Source organism: Nostoc sphaeroides (assembly GCF_003443655.1).
Taxonomy (GTDB): Bacteria; Cyanobacteriota; Cyanobacteriia; order Cyanobacteriales; family Nostocaceae; genus Nostoc; species Nostoc sphaeroides.
The window spans coordinates 5,888,931-5,906,517 of record NZ_CP031941.1 but is presented as its reverse complement, the minus strand read 5'-3'; the positions used below and the strand labels follow the sequence as shown (position 1 = coordinate 5,906,517).

At 42.6% G+C, this 17,587-nt stretch carries 12 protein-coding genes; 4 read left to right on the top strand and 8 right to left on the bottom strand.

Features of this window, described 5'->3' with window-relative positions:
* Positions 1-346: 346 nt before the first annotated feature.
* Both D1367_RS26415 and chlP read right to left on the bottom strand, forming a co-directional pair.
* Positions 347-1,363, bottom strand: a complete 1,017-nt coding sequence (locus tag D1367_RS26415; RefSeq protein WP_118169575.1) for a potassium channel family protein — start codon at positions 1,361-1,363, stop codon at positions 347-349.
* A 443-nt stretch (positions 1,364-1,806) separates the two neighbouring features.
* Positions 1,807-3,027, bottom strand: coding sequence for a geranylgeranyl reductase (chlP, locus tag D1367_RS26405; protein WP_118169571.1), 1,221 nt, complete (start codon positions 3,025-3,027; stop codon positions 1,807-1,809).
* Positions 3,028-3,379: 352 nt separating this feature from the next.
* On the opposite strand from chlP, the gene D1367_RS26400 reads away from it, so the two are divergent.
* The 3 genes from D1367_RS26400 (at position 3,380) to D1367_RS26390 (ending at position 7,847) form a co-directional block, all read left to right on the top strand.
* On the top strand, positions 3,380-3,856 hold the full coding sequence (locus tag D1367_RS26400; protein ID WP_118169569.1) for a hypothetical protein: 477 nt from the start codon (positions 3,380-3,382) through the stop codon (positions 3,854-3,856).
* A 181-nt stretch (positions 3,857-4,037) separates the two neighbouring features.
* The gene (locus tag D1367_RS31325; RefSeq protein WP_228674737.1) at positions 4,038-4,340 is read left to right on the top strand and encodes a hypothetical protein; all 303 of its coding nucleotides are present in this window, start codon (positions 4,038-4,040) and stop codon (positions 4,338-4,340) included.
* Positions 4,341-4,406: 66 nt separating this feature from the next.
* The gene (locus D1367_RS26390; RefSeq protein WP_118169567.1) at positions 4,407-7,847 is read left to right on the top strand and encodes a HEAT repeat domain-containing protein; all 3,441 of its coding nucleotides are present in this window, start codon (positions 4,407-4,409) and stop codon (positions 7,845-7,847) included.
* A 173-nt stretch (positions 7,848-8,020) separates the two neighbouring features.
* On the opposite strand, the gene D1367_RS26385 is transcribed toward D1367_RS26390, so the two are convergent.
* Complete coding sequence (locus D1367_RS26385; RefSeq protein WP_118169565.1) at positions 8,021-9,265, bottom strand: RNA-guided endonuclease InsQ/TnpB family protein; 1,245 nt, start codon at positions 9,263-9,265, stop codon at positions 8,021-8,023.
* 408 nt (positions 9,266-9,673) lie between these two features.
* Between D1367_RS26385 and D1367_RS26375 the strand changes: the two genes are divergently transcribed.
* A complete protein-coding gene (locus D1367_RS26375) occupies positions 9,674-10,690 on the top strand; it encodes a sulfate/molybdate ABC transporter ATP-binding protein (RefSeq protein WP_118169561.1) in 1,017 nt (338 codons plus the stop codon).
* A gap of 762 nt (positions 10,691-11,452) precedes the next feature.
* Here D1367_RS26375 and D1367_RS26370 read toward each other — a convergent pair.
* From D1367_RS26370 to D1367_RS26345, 5 genes are all read right to left on the bottom strand, one after another.
* Complete coding sequence (locus D1367_RS26370) at positions 11,453-12,142, bottom strand: DUF4360 domain-containing protein (protein WP_181984966.1); 690 nt, start codon at positions 12,140-12,142, stop codon at positions 11,453-11,455.
* Between the two features lie 183 nt (positions 12,143-12,325).
* Positions 12,326-12,958, bottom strand: coding sequence for a DUF4360 domain-containing protein (locus D1367_RS26365; protein WP_118169556.1), 633 nt, complete (start codon positions 12,956-12,958; stop codon positions 12,326-12,328).
* A 912-nt stretch (positions 12,959-13,870) separates the two neighbouring features.
* Entirely contained in the window at positions 13,871-14,503 is a 633-nt protein-coding gene (locus D1367_RS26355; protein WP_118169552.1) for a DUF4360 domain-containing protein, read from the bottom strand.
* Positions 14,504-15,632: 1,129 nt separating this feature from the next.
* Entirely contained in the window at positions 15,633-16,268 is a 636-nt protein-coding gene (locus D1367_RS26350) for a DUF4360 domain-containing protein (protein WP_118169550.1), read from the bottom strand.
* A 515-nt stretch (positions 16,269-16,783) separates the two neighbouring features.
* A complete protein-coding gene (locus D1367_RS26345; RefSeq protein WP_118169548.1) occupies positions 16,784-17,422 on the bottom strand; it encodes a DUF4360 domain-containing protein in 639 nt (212 codons plus the stop codon).
* Between the last annotated feature and the right edge of the window lie 165 nt (positions 17,423-17,587).

Here is a 17,587-nt window from a genome sequence, read left to right as displayed (position 1 = left end):
CCGCTTGCTCTGAACCCTGCATTGTTTAAAATTTATCTATCCATAAATAAATTTAGTTGCTCTGTACCATCAAGGAATAATTGATCAGACAGAATTAATTACACAATGTCATTGCGAATGGAGCGAAGCGGAATGAAGCAATCGCAAGGGCTGGGACAATACGGTTCAGTTAAGGATTTTTGGTACTAATTTTAGACCTGTAGAGACGCGAAATTTCGCGTCTTTACCAAGGTTTTTGGGCTTAACTGAACTGTATTGAGGGCTGGGATTGCTTCGCTTCTCTACGAGACGCTGCGCGAACGCTCGCAATGACTGTAAATATTTTTGTCCGACTACTTATCTGCCCTCAACTATTTTTCGGTCGTCGCAATTTCTGTGAACCAATTGGCCCGAGAATTTGGTTAAGGCTACGCAACTGTTCTGCTGTACCCATACCAATTAACCGATCGCCTGACATTAAAACCGTATCCCCAGTTGGGCCACCAATTAAAGTCCCATCAAGGCGGCGAATTGCCAGAACTAATGCCCCAGATTGCGATCGCAATCTCGCTTTTTGCAAAGTTTGACCCACAAAGGGACAAAAAGCCGGATCGAGTAAAAATTCTTCCATATACAACTGACGGTCTGCACCTGTCAAAATCCCGTCTACAAAGTCCAATACTTGGGGTCTGAGAGCCGCAGCAGCCATGCGCTTCCCACCAGTAATATAGGGGGATATCACTTCATCTGCACCACCACGTCGTAACTTCTGCAAAGCTTCTTCTGTACTTGCCCGTGCAATCACCCGAATTCCCGAATTCAATGTTTTGGCTGATAAAACAATATATAAATTTTCGGCATCTGAAGGAAGGGCTGCAACGATACACATTGCCCGTTCAATACCAACTTTCAGGAGTGTGTCATCTAGGGTAGCGTCACCTTGATATGCAGTGTAACCTTCTGTCTGCGCCCTTTGTACAGATTCCATCTCCGAATCAATCACTACAAAAGGTACGCCTTCTGCTCGAAATTCCTTGGCAATTTGACGACCAGTGCGGCTAAATCCACAAATAATGTAGTGTTCTGTTAGGGATTCCATTAACCGCCTCTGTTGCTGTAGCCGAATTCCTTCTTGAAAGTAGCCTTGAATAATCGCTTCTGTAAATCTGTTGACAATGTAACCGATATTCATTACACCCAACAAAATCAGGGCAATGGTAAACAATCGTCCTCGGCTACCTAGTGGGTGCGTCTCTCCATATCCCACAGTCGCTAAAGTGATGACTGTCATGTAAGCTGCATCTTCCCATGACCAGCCCTCCACTAGCCAATACCACAAAGTGCCAACGAAGAAAACACCGCCAAGAGCGATCGCCCCAGCCATTAACTCTTTTTGGATACGTTGATATTTTTGCTCAAGTGTTGAGAATGACGTAAGAATAGTACTTCTAGCCTACTTTTTCTAGTTTTGTACTAACTCTATCGCATTTGTGCTTTTTAGTACATTCAAACTACAAGTTATCTAGCTATGACAGGTTACTACTTTGAAGCGGCCACCGTAGGCGATACCTTTCCTGGGGAACGCTGCGCGAACGGTGAGCTTTTCTACGAGACGCTGCGCGAACGCGAACGCAACCCTTACGAACCCTGTAATTCAACCGTGCTTACATCCCCCGCCCACTCTTGGGACGGGGTTTTACACACGATCAATAAAAATATATATTGTGGGGTGGGCATCTTGCCCGCTCTGATTCATGAGCGTGCAGGATGTCCACCCCACAAAATTGATTAATCTATTTGTTGGAATTCCCAATCCTTTGCACGCAATTAAGGTGCAAGGGCATTACCCCGAATTAGGCTACCAATGGTTTTGGCAGTAATCTTCAATTGGGTGATGGGATTAGCAGGGACAACCGTCTTATACAAATAGCTATCAAATGTTAGCCGTTGTACATCCAGGTCATCGCACATTTCCACAAAGGCTTCGCGGGTGGCGTTGGAACGATAGAACACGGTTTGCAGAATGTCCAGCACCTTGTAAGTGAGTCCGTATCTTTTATCCCAACGCTTCAGGTAAACCTTCAGGTCGCCTTCTGTAGGAATCCGGCTACCACTGTTAGATGTTTCCACAATGGTTTCGGCACACATCCGCCCAGATTTAGCGGCAAAATAAATACCTTCGCCAGAGGACTTGGTAACGTAACCAGCAGCATCTCCCACTAAAGCAATGCGACCGACAACACGACGGGGACGGGGATGTTCGGGAATGGGGTGCGCTTCTACTTTGATGATTTTACCGCCTGCCAATTTCTCGGATGCACGGGCGCGGATACCAGCTTGTAACTGTTTGATGCTGGCTTTATTGACATGCATCGTACCAGTACCGACAGCTACGTGGTCATATTTGGGGAAAACCCAAGCGTAGAAATCGGTAGAAACGTCATCACCGACATACATTTCGGCGAGGTCGTTATAGTAGGCCATTTTGTCTTCGGGTAAGCGAATCCGCTCTTGGAAAGCGATCGCATAATTGTAATCCCCAGCGTCCATTTCTTTCGCAACGCGAGAATTAGCCCCATCCGCCCCAATAATGAGATCCACCTTCAGAGTTTTGGCAATACCCTGTGATATCCCTTCTGTATGGTCAACGTAATGGATGGTATAGGGATCAGTATTGTTTCCTGGTATATCAAGTTTATGAACAGTTGCATTAATTAAATTGGCGCCGACTTTTGCCGCGCGATCGCGCAAAAAGCCATCTAGTACTTCCCGGCGGCACATTCCTATATATTCATCTTCATTTATCAGATTAATATCAACCTCACGATTGGAAGGCGAAATCATTTTCATCTTCCGTACCCGGCGATCGATAATCTCTGGTGGTAAGTCAAATTCACTCACCATACATAGGGGAATTGCACCCCCGCAAGGCTTCGCATTGTCTAGCTTCCGCTCAAACAGGTAGGTTTCAATCCCAGAGGCTGCCAGTGTTTCTGCGGCAGATGAACCAGCAGGGCCTGACCCAATAACAGCAACCCGTAGTGTCAAAGGTCTTTCTCCCAAATCTTCACATTTACCGAGAGCATACTACCACGGTCTTTCTAGTGATTTGGCGCTTTTCCTTCAGGTTTATGCACAAATGCAATATTCCTTAATGTTTCGATACGAAAAGCGAGATGATAGATGGCATGAGTAAATTCTTTGTAGAGACGGCGATTTATCGCATCTCTCTAACGTGTCAGTCTTTTAGACGCGATAAATCGCGTCTCTACATGAGGGCTTTTCTGACTTGTGTGTACACCAGAGAGGTTAATTTCCCTACTCCCCCTTCCTTAAATACTGTGCGATCGCATTTACCAGTGGGAATCATAACAAACAGATTTACCTGAGTAAATAAACAATGGCTTACCAAAACATTACCGCTTCCCTTTCCCCAGAAGATATCCAAGAAATTAAAGCAGCCTTTGCGACTATCCAAGCAAAGATGCCTTTTCTGGTGACTCTGAGTGTGGAAGAACGACGCAAGTTATTTAAAATGGGCGATAAAAGCCTAGCCTTTGTCAACACTAGCCTGACTGCTGCCCAGTCTAACCGAGACATCTTACCAGCCAGCTTTGATGTAGACGAATTTGTGCGCGATTATCAATTAGCCGCCACCCTCACCGAACTGTTGATTAAACTGCAACAACTGACAGAACAGGTAGATGATACCCTAATGGCAGTCGGCAGTGAAGCAATGGGTAGCAGTTTGACTGTTTACGATTACGTGAAGACTGCTGCGAAAAAAACTCCAGGGTTAAAAACTATTGCCGAACAGTTAGGCGAACGGTTTAAAGCTATTAAAAGTAAACCTGCTAAAACTGCTTCTGATTCATAGGCAAATATTGCCATTCGGTTTATAGCCGTTCTCGCTTGCGTCAAATACAACCATTCGTAGGGGCACAGCAATGCTGTGCCCAAAGCGCGTATCGTGGTGTACTGCATTCAAACAATAAGTGCTGTAGTCTTTGAACACCGTAAATGAGTAGTTAAACCTCATTAATGAGTCTTTAATACTCGTGGACGAGTCTTTAATACTCGTGAGCGAGTCTTTGATACTCGCGGGAGAGTCTTTAATACTCGCGGACGAGTCTTTGATACTCGCGGGAGAGTCTTTAATACTCGTGAGCGAGTCTTTGATACTCGCGGGAGAGTCTTTAATACTCGTGGACGAGTCTTTGATACTCGTGAGCGAGTCTTTGATACTCGTGAGCGAGTCTTTGATACTCGCGGGAGAGTCTTTAATACTCGTGGACGAGTCTTTGATACTCGTAAATGCGATCGCCTACTACTTGTTGATACTAAATTGCATTCTCAATTAGAAATTAGGAATTGCAAGGTTGTTATTATACTCATAACCGCGTCTAATCTGCCACCTTGCTCCAAACATGGTCACAACTCCCCGCCACCGCAGCAAGCCTTCTCGCTTTATCCTTTATGCTTTAGCCTTCATCCTAACTTTCCTCTTCTCTCTACCTTGGGTAAACGCCAAAGAAACCCCCAAACCCAAACCCCAAGATTGGCAGATTAACGGTATATCAGCAGCCCTTGATGACAGACACGACCAAGTTAAAAAATATGCTCTGGATAAATTAGTTGAATATGATCTGAAAGATTTAAAATCCCTGGTGAAGAAACCAGAGGATATTGCCGAGAAAGCTGCCAAAATCCTCAAGGATGAAAGGGTTCCCGCCGACGTTCGTAGAAGTGCGGCATCGGCATTGGGCAACTTGGGAGACGCCGCAGCCAAGTATGTCCCTGACATCGCTAATATCCTCAAGGATGAAAAGGTGGACACCGACCTTCGTTATAGTGCGGCATTGGCATTGGGCAACTTGGGAGACGCCGCAGCCAAATATGTCCCTGACATCGCTAATATCCTCAAGGATGAAAAGGTGGACGCCGACCTTCGTTATAGTGCGGCATCGGCATTGGGCAACTTGGGAGACGCCGCAGCCAAGTATGTCCCTGACATCGCTAATATCCTCAAGGATGAAAAGGTGGATGCCGGCGTTCGTTTAGGTGCGGCATCGGCATTGGGCAACTTGGGAGACGCCGCAGCCAAGTATGTTCCTGACATCCTCAATTTCCTCAAGGATGAAAAGGTGTCCGCCTACTTTCGTAGAATTGCGGCATCGGCATTGGGCAACTTGGGAGACGCCGCAGCCAAGTATGTCCCTGACATCCTCAATTTCCTCAAGGATGAAAAGGTGTTCGCCTACGTTCGTTCAGATGCGGCATCGGCATTGGGCAACTTGGGAGACGCCGCAGCCAAGTATGTCCCTGACATCGCTAATATCCTCAAGGATGAAAAGGTGTCCGCCACCGTTCGTTCAGGTGCGGCATCGGCATTGGGCAACTTGGGAGACGCCGCAGCCAAGTATGTCCCTGACATCCTCAATTTCCTCAAGGATGAAAAGGTGTCCGCCGACGTTCGTTCAGGTGCGGCATCGGCATTGGGCAACTTGGGAGACGCCGCAGCCAAGTATGTCCCTGACATCCTCAATTTCCTCAAGGATGAAAAGGTGTCCGCCGACGTTCGTTCAGGTGCGGCATCGGCATTGGGCAACTTGGGAGACGCCGCAGCCAAGTATGTCCCTGACATCCTCAATTTCCTCAAGGATGAAAAGGTGTCCGCCGACGTTCGTTCAGGTGCGGCATCGGCATTGGGCAACTTGGGAGACGCCGCAGCCAAGTATGTCCCTGACATCCTCAATTTCCTCAAGGATGAAAAGGTGGATGCCGGCGTTCGTTATGGTGCGGCAGAGGCATTGGGCAACTTGGGAGATGCCGCAGCCAAGTATGTCCCTGACATCGCTAATATCCTCAAGGATGAAAAGGTGTCCACCAACCTTCGTTATAGTGCGGCAGAGGCATTGGGCAACTTGGGAGACGCCACAGCCAAGTATGTCCCTGACATCCTCAATTTCCTCAAGGATGAAAAGGTGGATGCCGGCGTTCGTAGTACTGCGGCATCGGCATTGGGAAAAATCAGACAACTGAAATTAGAAGAGGTTGCTGTGGTTTTGAATTATGTCTACGAACCAAATCAGGGAAGTTTTGGTAGTGGTAGTGGTCAGGATAAGTATGAATTTTGGCGATTTTGGACTTATTTTCTGAGTGGCGGCACTGATCAAGTGCAAACTTTACTAAAATGGCTTGGCAGACCTCAAGCAACTCCCGATAATCTGAAGCACCCTGAAGGTGTCAAAACACTAGAAGAATTCCGCAACGCTTGGAAACCCAGCGAAGACTTAGCACGATTACGAGAAGACTTAGCTAGGCAAATTGCTGTAGTTGCCAGAAAAGTCTCTTGGCAACAACAAGATATTTTGATTTTAGAAACTCACTACCACAACCTGAAAAAGGCCGGCTACAACGAAGCTGACTCACTGCAATCAGTCATAATTAACCTCAAAGGTTGGCAGTGGTTTTTCAACGCTAGAATTACCATCCTCACTCATGCCGCCTTTTGGCTAGTCCTCATCTTTGCCTACCCCAAATTTCCCCAAGTTCAAGCCATCTTCTTTTGGAACCCTTGGGTACGCCGTATTCTCGGCGTGGGCTATGTCGGCTTTCTCCTCACCTGGTTTCCCCCCTTCCGCCGCAAATTATTTGAACCCTTCAAACCTTCTCTACTAGCCGATGCCGGCTTAGATAATTTTCATGACCAATCATACTTCCCAGAATCTAAAGTCAAAGTTCCCACATCAGGAGACATCCAGCCAATTACCGCAGCCTTACCCAGTATTCAAGGACAAATTATCTTAGAAGGAGATTCCGGCTTAGGCAAGTCGATGTTTCTCCGTCATCTGTTGAAAAACTCCCAGCGCATCGTCGTTTATCTCCCTGCCCAAAAATGTCATAAAGGCGTAATAGAAGCCATCCAAGACAAGCTACACGGCCAAGCCCAAGATGCCGGCTTCTTGAAAAACCTGATTTACAGTGGCGCGATAGATATCTGCATCGACGGACTCAACGAAGTCACCGCCGAAACCCGCGCCAAAATCTGCCAGTTTGTCGAAAGCTATTTCCGGGGCAACATTATCATGACAACCCAGCCCCTAGAGTGGACACCCCCCTCAACAGCCAAAACTTACTACTTGCAGCCCCTTGAACAACAACAAATTCAAGAGTTTTTGATCTCCCGTCAGCCGCGACTCCCCCAAGATGCCAAAATTCAAGGTGCTGATTACGCCCAAGCCTGCACCATTTATTTAACAGAAGTCCTCAAAGATCAGCAAGCCAAAGAAGAGTTAGACGCAGCCCGCCGAATTCTTTCCAATCCAATGGATCTAACAGTGGTAGCGCTGATGCTATCACAAGGTAAACACCCAAACTTATTTCGTTTGCAAGAACAACAATACAACCTGATGGCGGCAGAATACCAGCAAGAATGGAAACAAGAATTTCCGCTCAAAAGATTTTCCGCCGCCGTCTACCAAATGCGACTCGAAGACAAACAAGCCTTACCCGCCGATGAATTTCACCAAGTTGTCATGTCTTTAGAAGACGATAAATACAAAATGGTAGTTAGCCGTCAGTGGCAAGATGAAAAAGGCGAAGCGAAGAAAGAATGGTACTTTCGCCACGATAAAATCATGGATTTCTTCTTAGTGCAAAACTTTCTGGGCGAAACTGATACCGCCGAATCACTATTAGTTGATAGAATGGGCGATCCGCGTTTTCGTGGCGTTTATTTCTTGCTAGCAACGTTACTTCCTTTAGATGCAGCCAAAGAACTGCGAGAAGATTTGATTCAATACGCGGCGGATACTAAAGACAATACGGTGAGTAATACTTTTGTGCAGTTGTTGCGAACTAGGTAATGCCAATTCGCAATTCGCAATGGGCTAACGCCCCGCTTCGCTAAGGCAATTCGCAATTAAGAAACTTAGATGCAGCAAGACTTTCCTCATTTACATCTGTTGCCTCATCTTGGAGAATTGATATAAGTTGGCATGGGGTATTTATGCGAACTGAAAAGTAGAGCGTGAACTACCTACACCGCCCTAACGGGTCGGTGTAGGCTTCCGGTTTCATCGACAAATGCCTTTCCACCTTGCGGCTTCATGGTCTTACTCCGCCTCAACTCGGCAAGAACGGGGTTCCCTCCGTCCATAGATAATATCCGAATGCCTTCTGTTCTGATGTTCTGGCTGGCGTTACCGTCTCTATCGTGATGAGATTTACACTTCGGGCAATCCCACTCTCTGATATCTAGCGGTAACTCATCAACAACATGACCACAACATGAACAAGTTTTTGAACTGGGGAAAAATCTATCTATTTCAACAAGCTGACCCAACGAGTCCTTCAACTTGTAATCAAGGAAATTAATGAACATCCCCCAACCCACATCGGATATACTTTTCGATAGCTTCCGGTTCCGTACCATTCCCTTGATGTGAAGGTTTTCCACAACAATAATTTGACTTTCATTAACTAACTTTCTGCTGAGTTTATGCAGAAAATCTTGGCGGGAATTTGATACTAGTTCATAAACCTTCGCTACTAGCTTTTTGTGCTTTTGTCTTGATTTACTTCCTTTAACTTTTCGGGCAAACTTTTTCTGTTTCCGGGCTAGATTTCTCTCATGACGTTTCAAGTGTTTAGGATTGGAATACTTAGTAAATTCCTCTCCATCATGAACAATTGCAAAGTCCTTTAGCCCAAGATCAATACCGAGTATTTTATCTCCACACGTAGGATTTAACTCAATCTCTACCTCACACAAAATTGAGGCAAAGTACTTATCAGTAGCAGTTTTGCTAATGGTGACAGTTTTAATTATTCCCGAAATTTTTCTGTGAAAGACTGCCTTAACTTCACCAATTTTAGGAATCTTTAACTTCTCACCCACAACAGTGACGCTTTGTGGATACTGAATAGACTGCTTATCAAATTTTGATTTAAACTTGGGAAACTTAGCCCGTCCATCAAAAAAGTTTTTGTAAGCTTTGTCTAGATTAATAGCTACGCACTGCAAAACAGAAGAATAGCAGTCTTGCTTTAACCAAGGGTACTCCACTTTTAATTGAGGTAGTAAACCCTTGTATTCACTCATTTTTAACGACTTCCCAGTTTGTCCATAGTGTTGAATGCAAGCATTAAGTGCATAGTTCCAATACCATCTTGCACAACCAAACGATCTGGCTAGACTTTCTTGTTGCTCGATTGTTGGGTATAGCCTGACCTTAACTGCTTTCAACACTTTTATCACCTCCTTGTTATCTGATAATATCATGAATGTAGGTAATACGTGGGTACAGAATGAAAACAGAATGGTTCAAAATGCGAATGAGTGAACGCAGATTAAATAAGTTACGGCTATATGCGACGATAAAGGATAGGACAATGACTCACGTTGTTGAAGAACTTATTGACTCGTTAAAAATCCCAGAGAGAGGCAATTCGTCATCTCTTCGAGAGGCTCCGCCAACGACCAACATTGCTGATTAAACTGCGTTTAATATCGCTTGTCGGTCAATTCCTTATTGCCCAGAATTCATCCCACACCTCCCTCCGGGTAGGATGTGGGGCTTCTTCTGCTTTAAGCTAAATTTTGTTTATCTATCAATAATTATATATGGTATATGTAAGACACAGTAATCCTAGCAGTGAACTGTAGATTAGTTGCAGAGGTACAGCCGCAGTGGGTATAGTAGTTGAGAATGTCTCCAAACAATTCGGGAGTTTCAAGGCAGTTGATCAGGTCAGCCTGGAAATTAAGAGTGGTTCGCTAGTTGCATTACTCGGGCCATCGGGATCAGGTAAATCTACGCTACTACGGTTAATTTCAGGTTTAGAAATGCCAGATAGCGGCAAAATCCTGCTGACTGGTAAGGACGCTACATACCAAAGCGTGCAACAGCGCAATATTGGCTTTGTGTTTCAGCACTATGCCCTATTTAAGCATCTGACTGTCAAGCAAAATATTGCCTTTGGCTTAGAAATTCGTAAGGCACAGCCAAAGAAAATTAAGGGGCGAGTAGAACAGTTACTCGAATTAGTGCAATTGAGTGGATTAGGCGATCGCTATCCATCACAACTTTCTGGTGGTCAAAGACAACGGGTAGCATTAGCAAGGGCACTGGCAGTAGAACCGGAAGTATTACTGCTAGATGAACCCTTTGGCGCACTCGATGCGAAAGTCCGCAAAGACTTACGGGCATGGTTACGCCGCCTCCATGATGAGGTTCATGTTACCACGGTTTTTGTCACCCACGACCAAGAAGAAGCAATGGAAGTCTCCGATGAAGTTGTGGTCATGAATAAAGGGCGTGTGGAACAGGTGGGGACACCAGCAGAAATTTACGATAATCCTGCCACCGCATTTGTAATGAGCTTCATAGGCCCAGTGAATGTGTTACCCAGCAACTCAAAGATTTTTCAAAGTAGCGGATTTGATGCGCCACACCCACAAGTGTTTTTACGTCCACAAGATGTGATTTTGGAAAAGGTTGCTAACGGTTCTACTACGGCTGCGACAGTGAGCCGTTTGATACATTTGGGTTGGGAAATTCAGGTGGAATTAACTTTCGATGATGGGCAAGTGGTGATGGCGCATTTAACACGCGATCGTTTTAACCAATTAGAGTTAGAACCAAAACAGCGAGTGTATGTTAGGCCAAAGGATGCCAAGTCCTTCCCCCTGTCTTATTCAATTTAGTTGGCAGTGTAGAAGTATTTATGCTTGCTGCTTTAGGCCGCAGCAGAAAAGCTTTGTCAGAATATTTGCCGAATCCACCAGTAGCCATTCTTGACAGGTTAAGGTTTTAAACAATTTGTCAATAAGTAATAGTGCTTAAAATTTTGCCAAAATAGGGGTAAAAAACATTATTTTTGGGGATGCGATGCCTACGGTGGTCACTGAGCTTTGTCGAAGTGCGGGCTGCGCCTACCCTTAATCTCTAAATGGATCACTCATTATTGTCCGAAAAACTCAGTACATAAGTTAGTTTAATACCCTATATTTAAGTTATTTTTCAGCGTAACTACTAATTGACAAAAGTAATTTAGTCTTAATCTGTCACGAATGACCAGTAGCCAGTGTAATCGGAGATGCTAATCAGATAGCTGCACAAGGATATACAGAAGCACCAGCACAGTATGATACTGAAGCTGGTGCGCTGGCTTTTTATATCATGTCCGCATAAATAGTTATGCTAACCACACCCATTACACCCCATCCACAGCCCCTCCCCGCTCTTCGGGAGGGGAGACGGGGTGGGGTTCTTCGGGTTTAATAAGCAATCAAGCGGACATGATATTACTCATTTTTTGTGAGGATTAATTTAACGGGTCTTGCCTCTACTACTCTGTCAAGTTTAAATTGATGCGTAAACAATTTCGTAGTAAAGACTTTAGTCCTTATTTTCTAAACACTAAAGTCCTTACTACAAACCATCAAAACTAGCTTGACAGACTACTACTAACAAGGAGTCAAATTAAACCTAATTCTATAAATCCCATTGAATCCAATTTGAGTTCGCTGCCCCGCAGCTACATTTGTAGCACGCGCTATCAAAGTTGTGTTGATACCGAAAACCGAATTCACTGGGTTAGCACACGCGTCTATTGTATCTGCTGTAATAGCTACATCTTTTAGCCATCCACCTGAAGAGCCAGACGGGAAGTTTGCGTTTAGATTATTACCAGATGGAATTACTTTCCCTTGAAACACTGCTCTAACCCTTAGGGCAGCACTGCCTCCCTGAGGCACATTTGTAAAACCAGAATACCTGAGGTTAATGGGGTTAACTCTGTAGCCTTTAGGCACATTAAGCCCAATTCTAAGACTGCAAGATTTTGATACAACTGTAGGAGATACAGCTGTAGCCTGAAATCGAGGGAAAGTTACAGACAGAGTATTTCCTACCAAACTTGTTTGGGCATTTCCCGACGTACAGCCAGTTCCGAAAACAGTTACTGGAACACTTTCAAACTGAAATCCATTTCCGCTGACAGCTGGTGTAACAGTTGCTGGTGCAGTTTGAAGCTGAAGTCCATTTCCGATCACAGTTGTTGGATCACTTTGTGTTTGAGCCTGTGCCTGAGATAAACCCACAACATTTAAACTCAGTAGCGTCAAACTGGAAATAAGAGCAGTTAAAACTTTCATATCTTTCATCTCAAATAAGGAGAGCTTATCAGGTTTTTTGTCAATACTATGTATCTTGATACATAGTCAAAGATTGATTCAGAGCGATTGGAAGAAATCTTTTGATAAGTTGCTAAAGCAGCTTTAGAGGAACCTAGCTTTTAGGAAAAATTAAATGCAAAAGTGACTATGCATTTAAAAAACCTAACAAGGATTAAAAGCAAACTTGATTTGGAACAATACAGGGCCGATTTCTGTATCGATTTTATCAATTCGGATTTTAGTTTCTTGATTTGCAGGTATATCTCTAGCTCTTGCCGTCAGATTTGTATTGATACCAAAAATCGAACTTACTGGGTTTTCACATGCATTTATTGTGCCTAATAAAATACCCACCTCTTTGTTCCAAGTAGCTGAAAAGCCAGGGCCAAAGGTTGCGTTTGGACTATCGATAGTTGGAAGTTCTTGACCTTCAAAAAGTATTTTCACGTTCAGGTCAGCACTACCTGCTTGAGGCACATCTGCAAAGCCAAGATACTTGAGGTTAATCGGCTGAACGTTCAATCCAGAAGGTACATTCAGAGCAATCCGCAAATTGCAGGATTTTGATACAACTTTAGGAGGTAAAGCTAAAGCTTCAAGCTCAGAAAATGTTATTGAAAGAATATCTCCATTCAAAATTCCCTTTGCTGTTCCGTTTGGGCAACCATTTCCGAAAAGAGTTACTAGAACTTCTTGAAGCTCAAACCCTGTTGTTTGAGCCTGTACCTGAGATAAACCCACAACATTTAAACTCAGTAGCGTCAAACTGGAAATCAGACCAGTTAAAACTTTCATCTAATAACTCCGCGAAAATGTGTAATCTGCTATGAATATTACATATAATGTCAAACTCCTAAGATACTTCTAGACAAAAAAATTTACCTGGCAGCCTCTTTGGGATTTGGGGATTTTTAGCAGTCCTTAAATATTGTGTAATACGCTCTGGTTAAGGGAGACAGAAATAGGATAAAACAATCAATTTCTGACTCGGAAATTATTTATCAAGAAAGGCAGAGGGCAGAAGGCAGAAGCAACAGTAAAGAATACTGTTTTCTGCTCTCTGCGACGACCGGAGGGAGTAAGGGTTTAAGACCCCCACCACACTCTCTGATTTGGTGGCCCCAATTAAGGAGGGGTCTGAATCCCCTTCTTAATTGTGCCTTCTGCCCTCTGCCTCCTGCCTTCTGCCTTTTTCAACAGCGTATTTCACTTATCAGAAAATAATTCAGGAGTCAGGACTTAGAATTCAGAATTGAATTCTGTAAAACTGGCGGTAGCGAGTCTAGCAGGGAATGAATAATTGGGTTTAAGACCCCCACTAAACCTTCTCCTTCAAAGACGCACTCCCATTCGATTTAGTCTCAAACAATAAAACGGCGGGACTGAACCCCCCACTAATTAATTCTGACTCCTGAATTCTTACTTCTGAATTCTTCTTTAATTGAGCATTGCCTTCACAAGAACTTTTGCTAACATTGTAGACCGAAGAAAAAGATATTTGGCCTATCCAAAGACAGATTTTTTACAAATTGTGATTTCCTTAGATTTTTGAGCTACTTTGGCTTGACCTAATTGTTTATCAAGACAGAGAGTCAAAGATTTTTTCAGAGCGATTGGAACAAAACTTGTGAAAAGTTGGTAAAACAGCTTTATGGGGAGCAGATTTTGTGAAAAATTCAATGCAAAAATTCTATGCATTTAAAAAACCTAACAAGGATTAAATTTAAACTGGATTTGGTACAATACATCCCCGATTGTTGTGTCAATTGTATCAATTCGGATTTGGGTTTCTCTATTTTGAGGTATACTTATACCTCTTGCGGTTAGAGTTGAGTTAATACCAAAAACCGAACTCACTGGCTTATTACATGCATTTATTGTCTTTGCTACAATATTTATATTTTTGCTCCAAGTATTTGAAAAGCCAGCCGGAAACGTTTGGTTTGGATCATTGATAGCTGAAAGCTCTGCATCTTGAAACAATATTTTAACGTTCAGGTTAGCACTGCCTCCTGTTGGCACATCTGCAAAGCCAAGATACTTGATCCTAATTGGCTGAACGTTGTATCCAGAAGGTACATTAAGAGGTAACCGCAGACTGCAAGATGCTGATACAACCCTAAAAGGTGAAGCTTTAGCTTCAAACTTAGAAAATGTTACTGAAGCAGTATCTCCATTCAAAACTAGCTTTGCTGTTCCGTTTGGGCAACCATTTCCGAAAAAAGTTGCTGTATCTATTTGAAACTTAAATCCTTGTGTTTGAGCCTCTACCTGAGATAAACCAACAACATTTAAACTCAGTAGGGTCAAACTGGAAATCAGACCAGTTAAAATTTTCATCTAATAACTCCACTAAAACGTGTAATCTATTATTAATCATATATTTATTGTAGTACATAAATATTACATAAAATGTTAAACCTATAAGATAAGTAGAGCGGCGTGAATAATTCAAGGTCTGTAGTGAACGCGAGTGCGTCTCGTAGAGAGGACTTTAGTCCTCTTATGAGGGCTGGAGCCGCTCACTACGAACTAATCTCAATATTTTTTACATTACTTAATCTAGTTTGATTTATTCTCACTGACTTACTTACTTCTAGAAAAATAACAATTGCAAAAAATGTTTTGAAAAGTTGGTAAAGCAGGTTTGGTGAAAAATTCAATGCGAAATTAACTATGCATTTGAATAACCTAACAAGGATTAAAAGCAAACTTGATTTGGAACAATACAGGGCCGGTTCATCTAATAACTCCGCGAAAATCTGTAATCTCCTATGAATATTAGCTGCAATACGAAATTCTTAAAATACTTCTGTAAAAACAAATTTTACCCAGTAGCCTTTTCCAGGTTTGGGGATTTATAGTAGTCGTTAATTTTTGCAATCCGCTCTGATTTAGGGAGACAGAGATAGGATAAAACAATCAATTTCTGACTCGGAAATTATTGATCAGCGTATTTCGATTATCAGAAAATAATTCAGGAGTCAGGACTTAGAATTCAAAACTGAATTCTGTGCAACTGGCGGATAGAGCAGCGCTAGCTAGTCTAGCAGCAAACAAATAAATGGGTTTAATATCCCACTCAATCTTTTCCTTTTGAGGCGCACTCGCGTTCGATTTAGTGTTGAACAATAAAATGGCGGGTTTGACCCTCTACTAATTGATCTGACTCCTGAATTATTACTTCTGAATTCTTCTATAATTCAGAATCGCCCTCATAATAAGCCTTGAAAAAATTCAAAATCACAGAAAAATATATTTTACCTATCTAAAGACAGATGTTTAGCAAATTGTGATTTCGTTAGATTTATCAGCTACCTTGACTTGACCTAACTATTTTTCAAGACAGAGAGTCAAAGATTTATTCAGAGCGGTTAGAAGAAATCTTTTGAAAATTTGGTAACCCAACTTTATGGGGAGTAGCTTTTAGTAAAAATTAAATGCAAAACTAACTTTGCATTTAAAAAACCTAACAAGGATTAAAATCAAACTTGATTTGGAACAATACAGGGCCAATTGTTGTGTCGATTGTATCAATTCGGATTTGGGTTTCTTGGTTTCTAGGTATAGTTGTACCTCTTGCTATCAGAGTTGAATTGATACCAAAAACCGAACTCACTGGGTTCCTACATGCATTTATTGTGTTTAATACAATACCTACATCTTTGGCCCAAACATCAGAGAAGCCAGCATTAAACCTTTGATTTGGATTATCGGTAGTTGGAACTTCTCTACCTTGAAAGAGTATTTTCACGTTCAGATCAGCACTACCTCTTGTAGGCACATCTGCAAAGCCAAGATATTTGACGTTAATCGGCTGAACGTTAAATCCAGAAGGTACATTCAGACCGATCCGCAGATTGCAGGATGCTGATACAGTCAGAGGACGTGGAGCTTTAGCTTCAAATGCAGAAAATGTTATTGAAAGGGTATCTCCATTTAAAACTCCCTGTATTGTTCCCTCATCTGGGCAACCACTTCCCGAAAAACTTACTGGAACATTTTGAAACTCAAATCCTCCTGTTTGAGCTTGTACCTGAGATAAACCCACAAGATTTAAACTCAGTAGGGTCAAGCTGGAAATAATGCCAGTTAAAACTTTCATATTGTTAGACTCCGCGAAAACGTGTAATTTCCTGTACAAATTAGCTGCAACTTAAAATTCCCTAAGACTCTTCCTTGTACACAAAAGAATTTTAACCGCCAGCCTCTTCGGTGTTTGGGGACTTATAGCAGTTCTTAATTAGTATGCAATACGCTCTGGCTAAAGCAGACAGAAATCGTATAAAACAATCAATGTCTGGCTTTGAAATTATTTATCAGCGTATTTCATTTATTTATTTATTTAAGAATTGCCATTTTGTCGCCAATACTATTTTTTAAAACAGAGAACCAAAGATTTCTTCAGAGAGGTTGCAAGAAATCTTTGGATAAGCAACTTTAGAGGATGTTTGAAAACGGTATTTGCTCTCATCATAAAGCACTGTGAACTATCTCAGTACATGGCTGAAACCTTATTTATTTGTTCCAGTTGACCTGAGCCACCGGTACTTTTAAAACATCCTCTTAGAGGCATTAGCTTTTGTGAGAAATTAAATGCAGATTATGCATTTAAAAAGTCTAACAAGGATTAAAAGCAAACTTGATTTTGAATAATACAGGCCCGATTGTTGTGTCGATTGTATCAATTCGGATTTGGGTTTCTAGACCTTCAGGTTTTGTTGCTACATTTGTAGCTCTTGCCGTCAGATTTGTATTGATACCAAAAATCGAACTCACTGGCCTCCTACATGCATTTATTGTACCTAAGACAATACCTACATTTTTGTCCCAAACATCTGAGAAGCCACCGTTAAAGTTTGCGTTTGGATTATTGATAGTTGGAACTATCTGACCTTGAAAGAGGATTCTAACGTTCAGGGCAGCACTGCCTCCTTTAGGCACATCTGCAAAGCCAAGATACTGGACGTTAATCGGCTGAACATTCAATCCAGAAGGTACATTAAGACCAATTCGCAGATTACAGGATGTTGATACAACCTTAGGAGGTGCAGCTTTAGCTTCAAACGCAGAAAATGTTACTGAAAGAGTATCTCCATTCAAAATTCCCTCTGCTGTTCCCTGTGGGCAACCAGGTCCGAAAAGAGTTACTGGAACTTTTTGAAATGTAAATCCTTCTGTTGCCTGTGCCTGAGATAAACCGACAACATTTAAACTAAGTAGCGTCAAGCTGGAAATAATGCCAGTTAAAATTTTCATAATTTTGGACTCCGCAAAAACGTGTAATTTGCTGTGGACATTAGCTGCAACTTAAAATTCCTAAGATACTTCTAAACAAAGGAATTTTACCCAGCAGCCTGTTTGGGGTTTGGGGACTTTTAGCAGTTCTTAAATCTGTGCAATACGCTCTGTTAAGGCAGACAG

Excerpts from the sequence above, each read along its gene's own strand:
- D1367_RS26365 (WP_118169556.1), bottom strand. The coding sequence starts at position 12,958 with ATGAAAGTTTTAACTGGTCTGATTTCCAGTTTGACGCTACTGAGTTTA.
- D1367_RS26385 (WP_118169565.1), bottom strand. The coding sequence starts at position 9,265 with ATGATATTATCAGATAACAAGGAGGTGATAAAAGTGTTGAAAGCAGTT.
- D1367_RS26370 (WP_181984966.1), bottom strand. The coding sequence starts at position 12,142 with ATGAAAGTTTTAACTGCTCTTATTTCCAGTTTGACGCTACTGAGTTTA.
- D1367_RS26355 (WP_118169552.1), bottom strand. The coding sequence starts at position 14,503 with ATGAAAATTTTAACTGGTCTGATTTCCAGTTTGACCCTACTGAGTTTA.
- D1367_RS26400 (WP_118169569.1), top strand. The coding sequence starts at position 3,380 with ATGGCTTACCAAAACATTACCGCTTCCCTTTCCCCAGAAGATATCCAA.
- D1367_RS26415 (WP_118169575.1), bottom strand. The coding sequence starts at position 1,363 with ATGGCTGGGGCGATCGCTCTTGGCGGTGTTTTCTTCGTTGGCACTTTG.
- D1367_RS26390 (WP_118169567.1), top strand. The coding sequence starts at position 4,407 with ATGGTCACAACTCCCCGCCACCGCAGCAAGCCTTCTCGCTTTATCCTT.
- D1367_RS26345 (WP_118169548.1), bottom strand. The coding sequence starts at position 17,422 with ATGAAAATTTTAACTGGCATTATTTCCAGCTTGACGCTACTTAGTTTA.
- D1367_RS26350 (WP_118169550.1), bottom strand. The coding sequence starts at position 16,268 with ATGAAAGTTTTAACTGGCATTATTTCCAGCTTGACCCTACTGAGTTTA.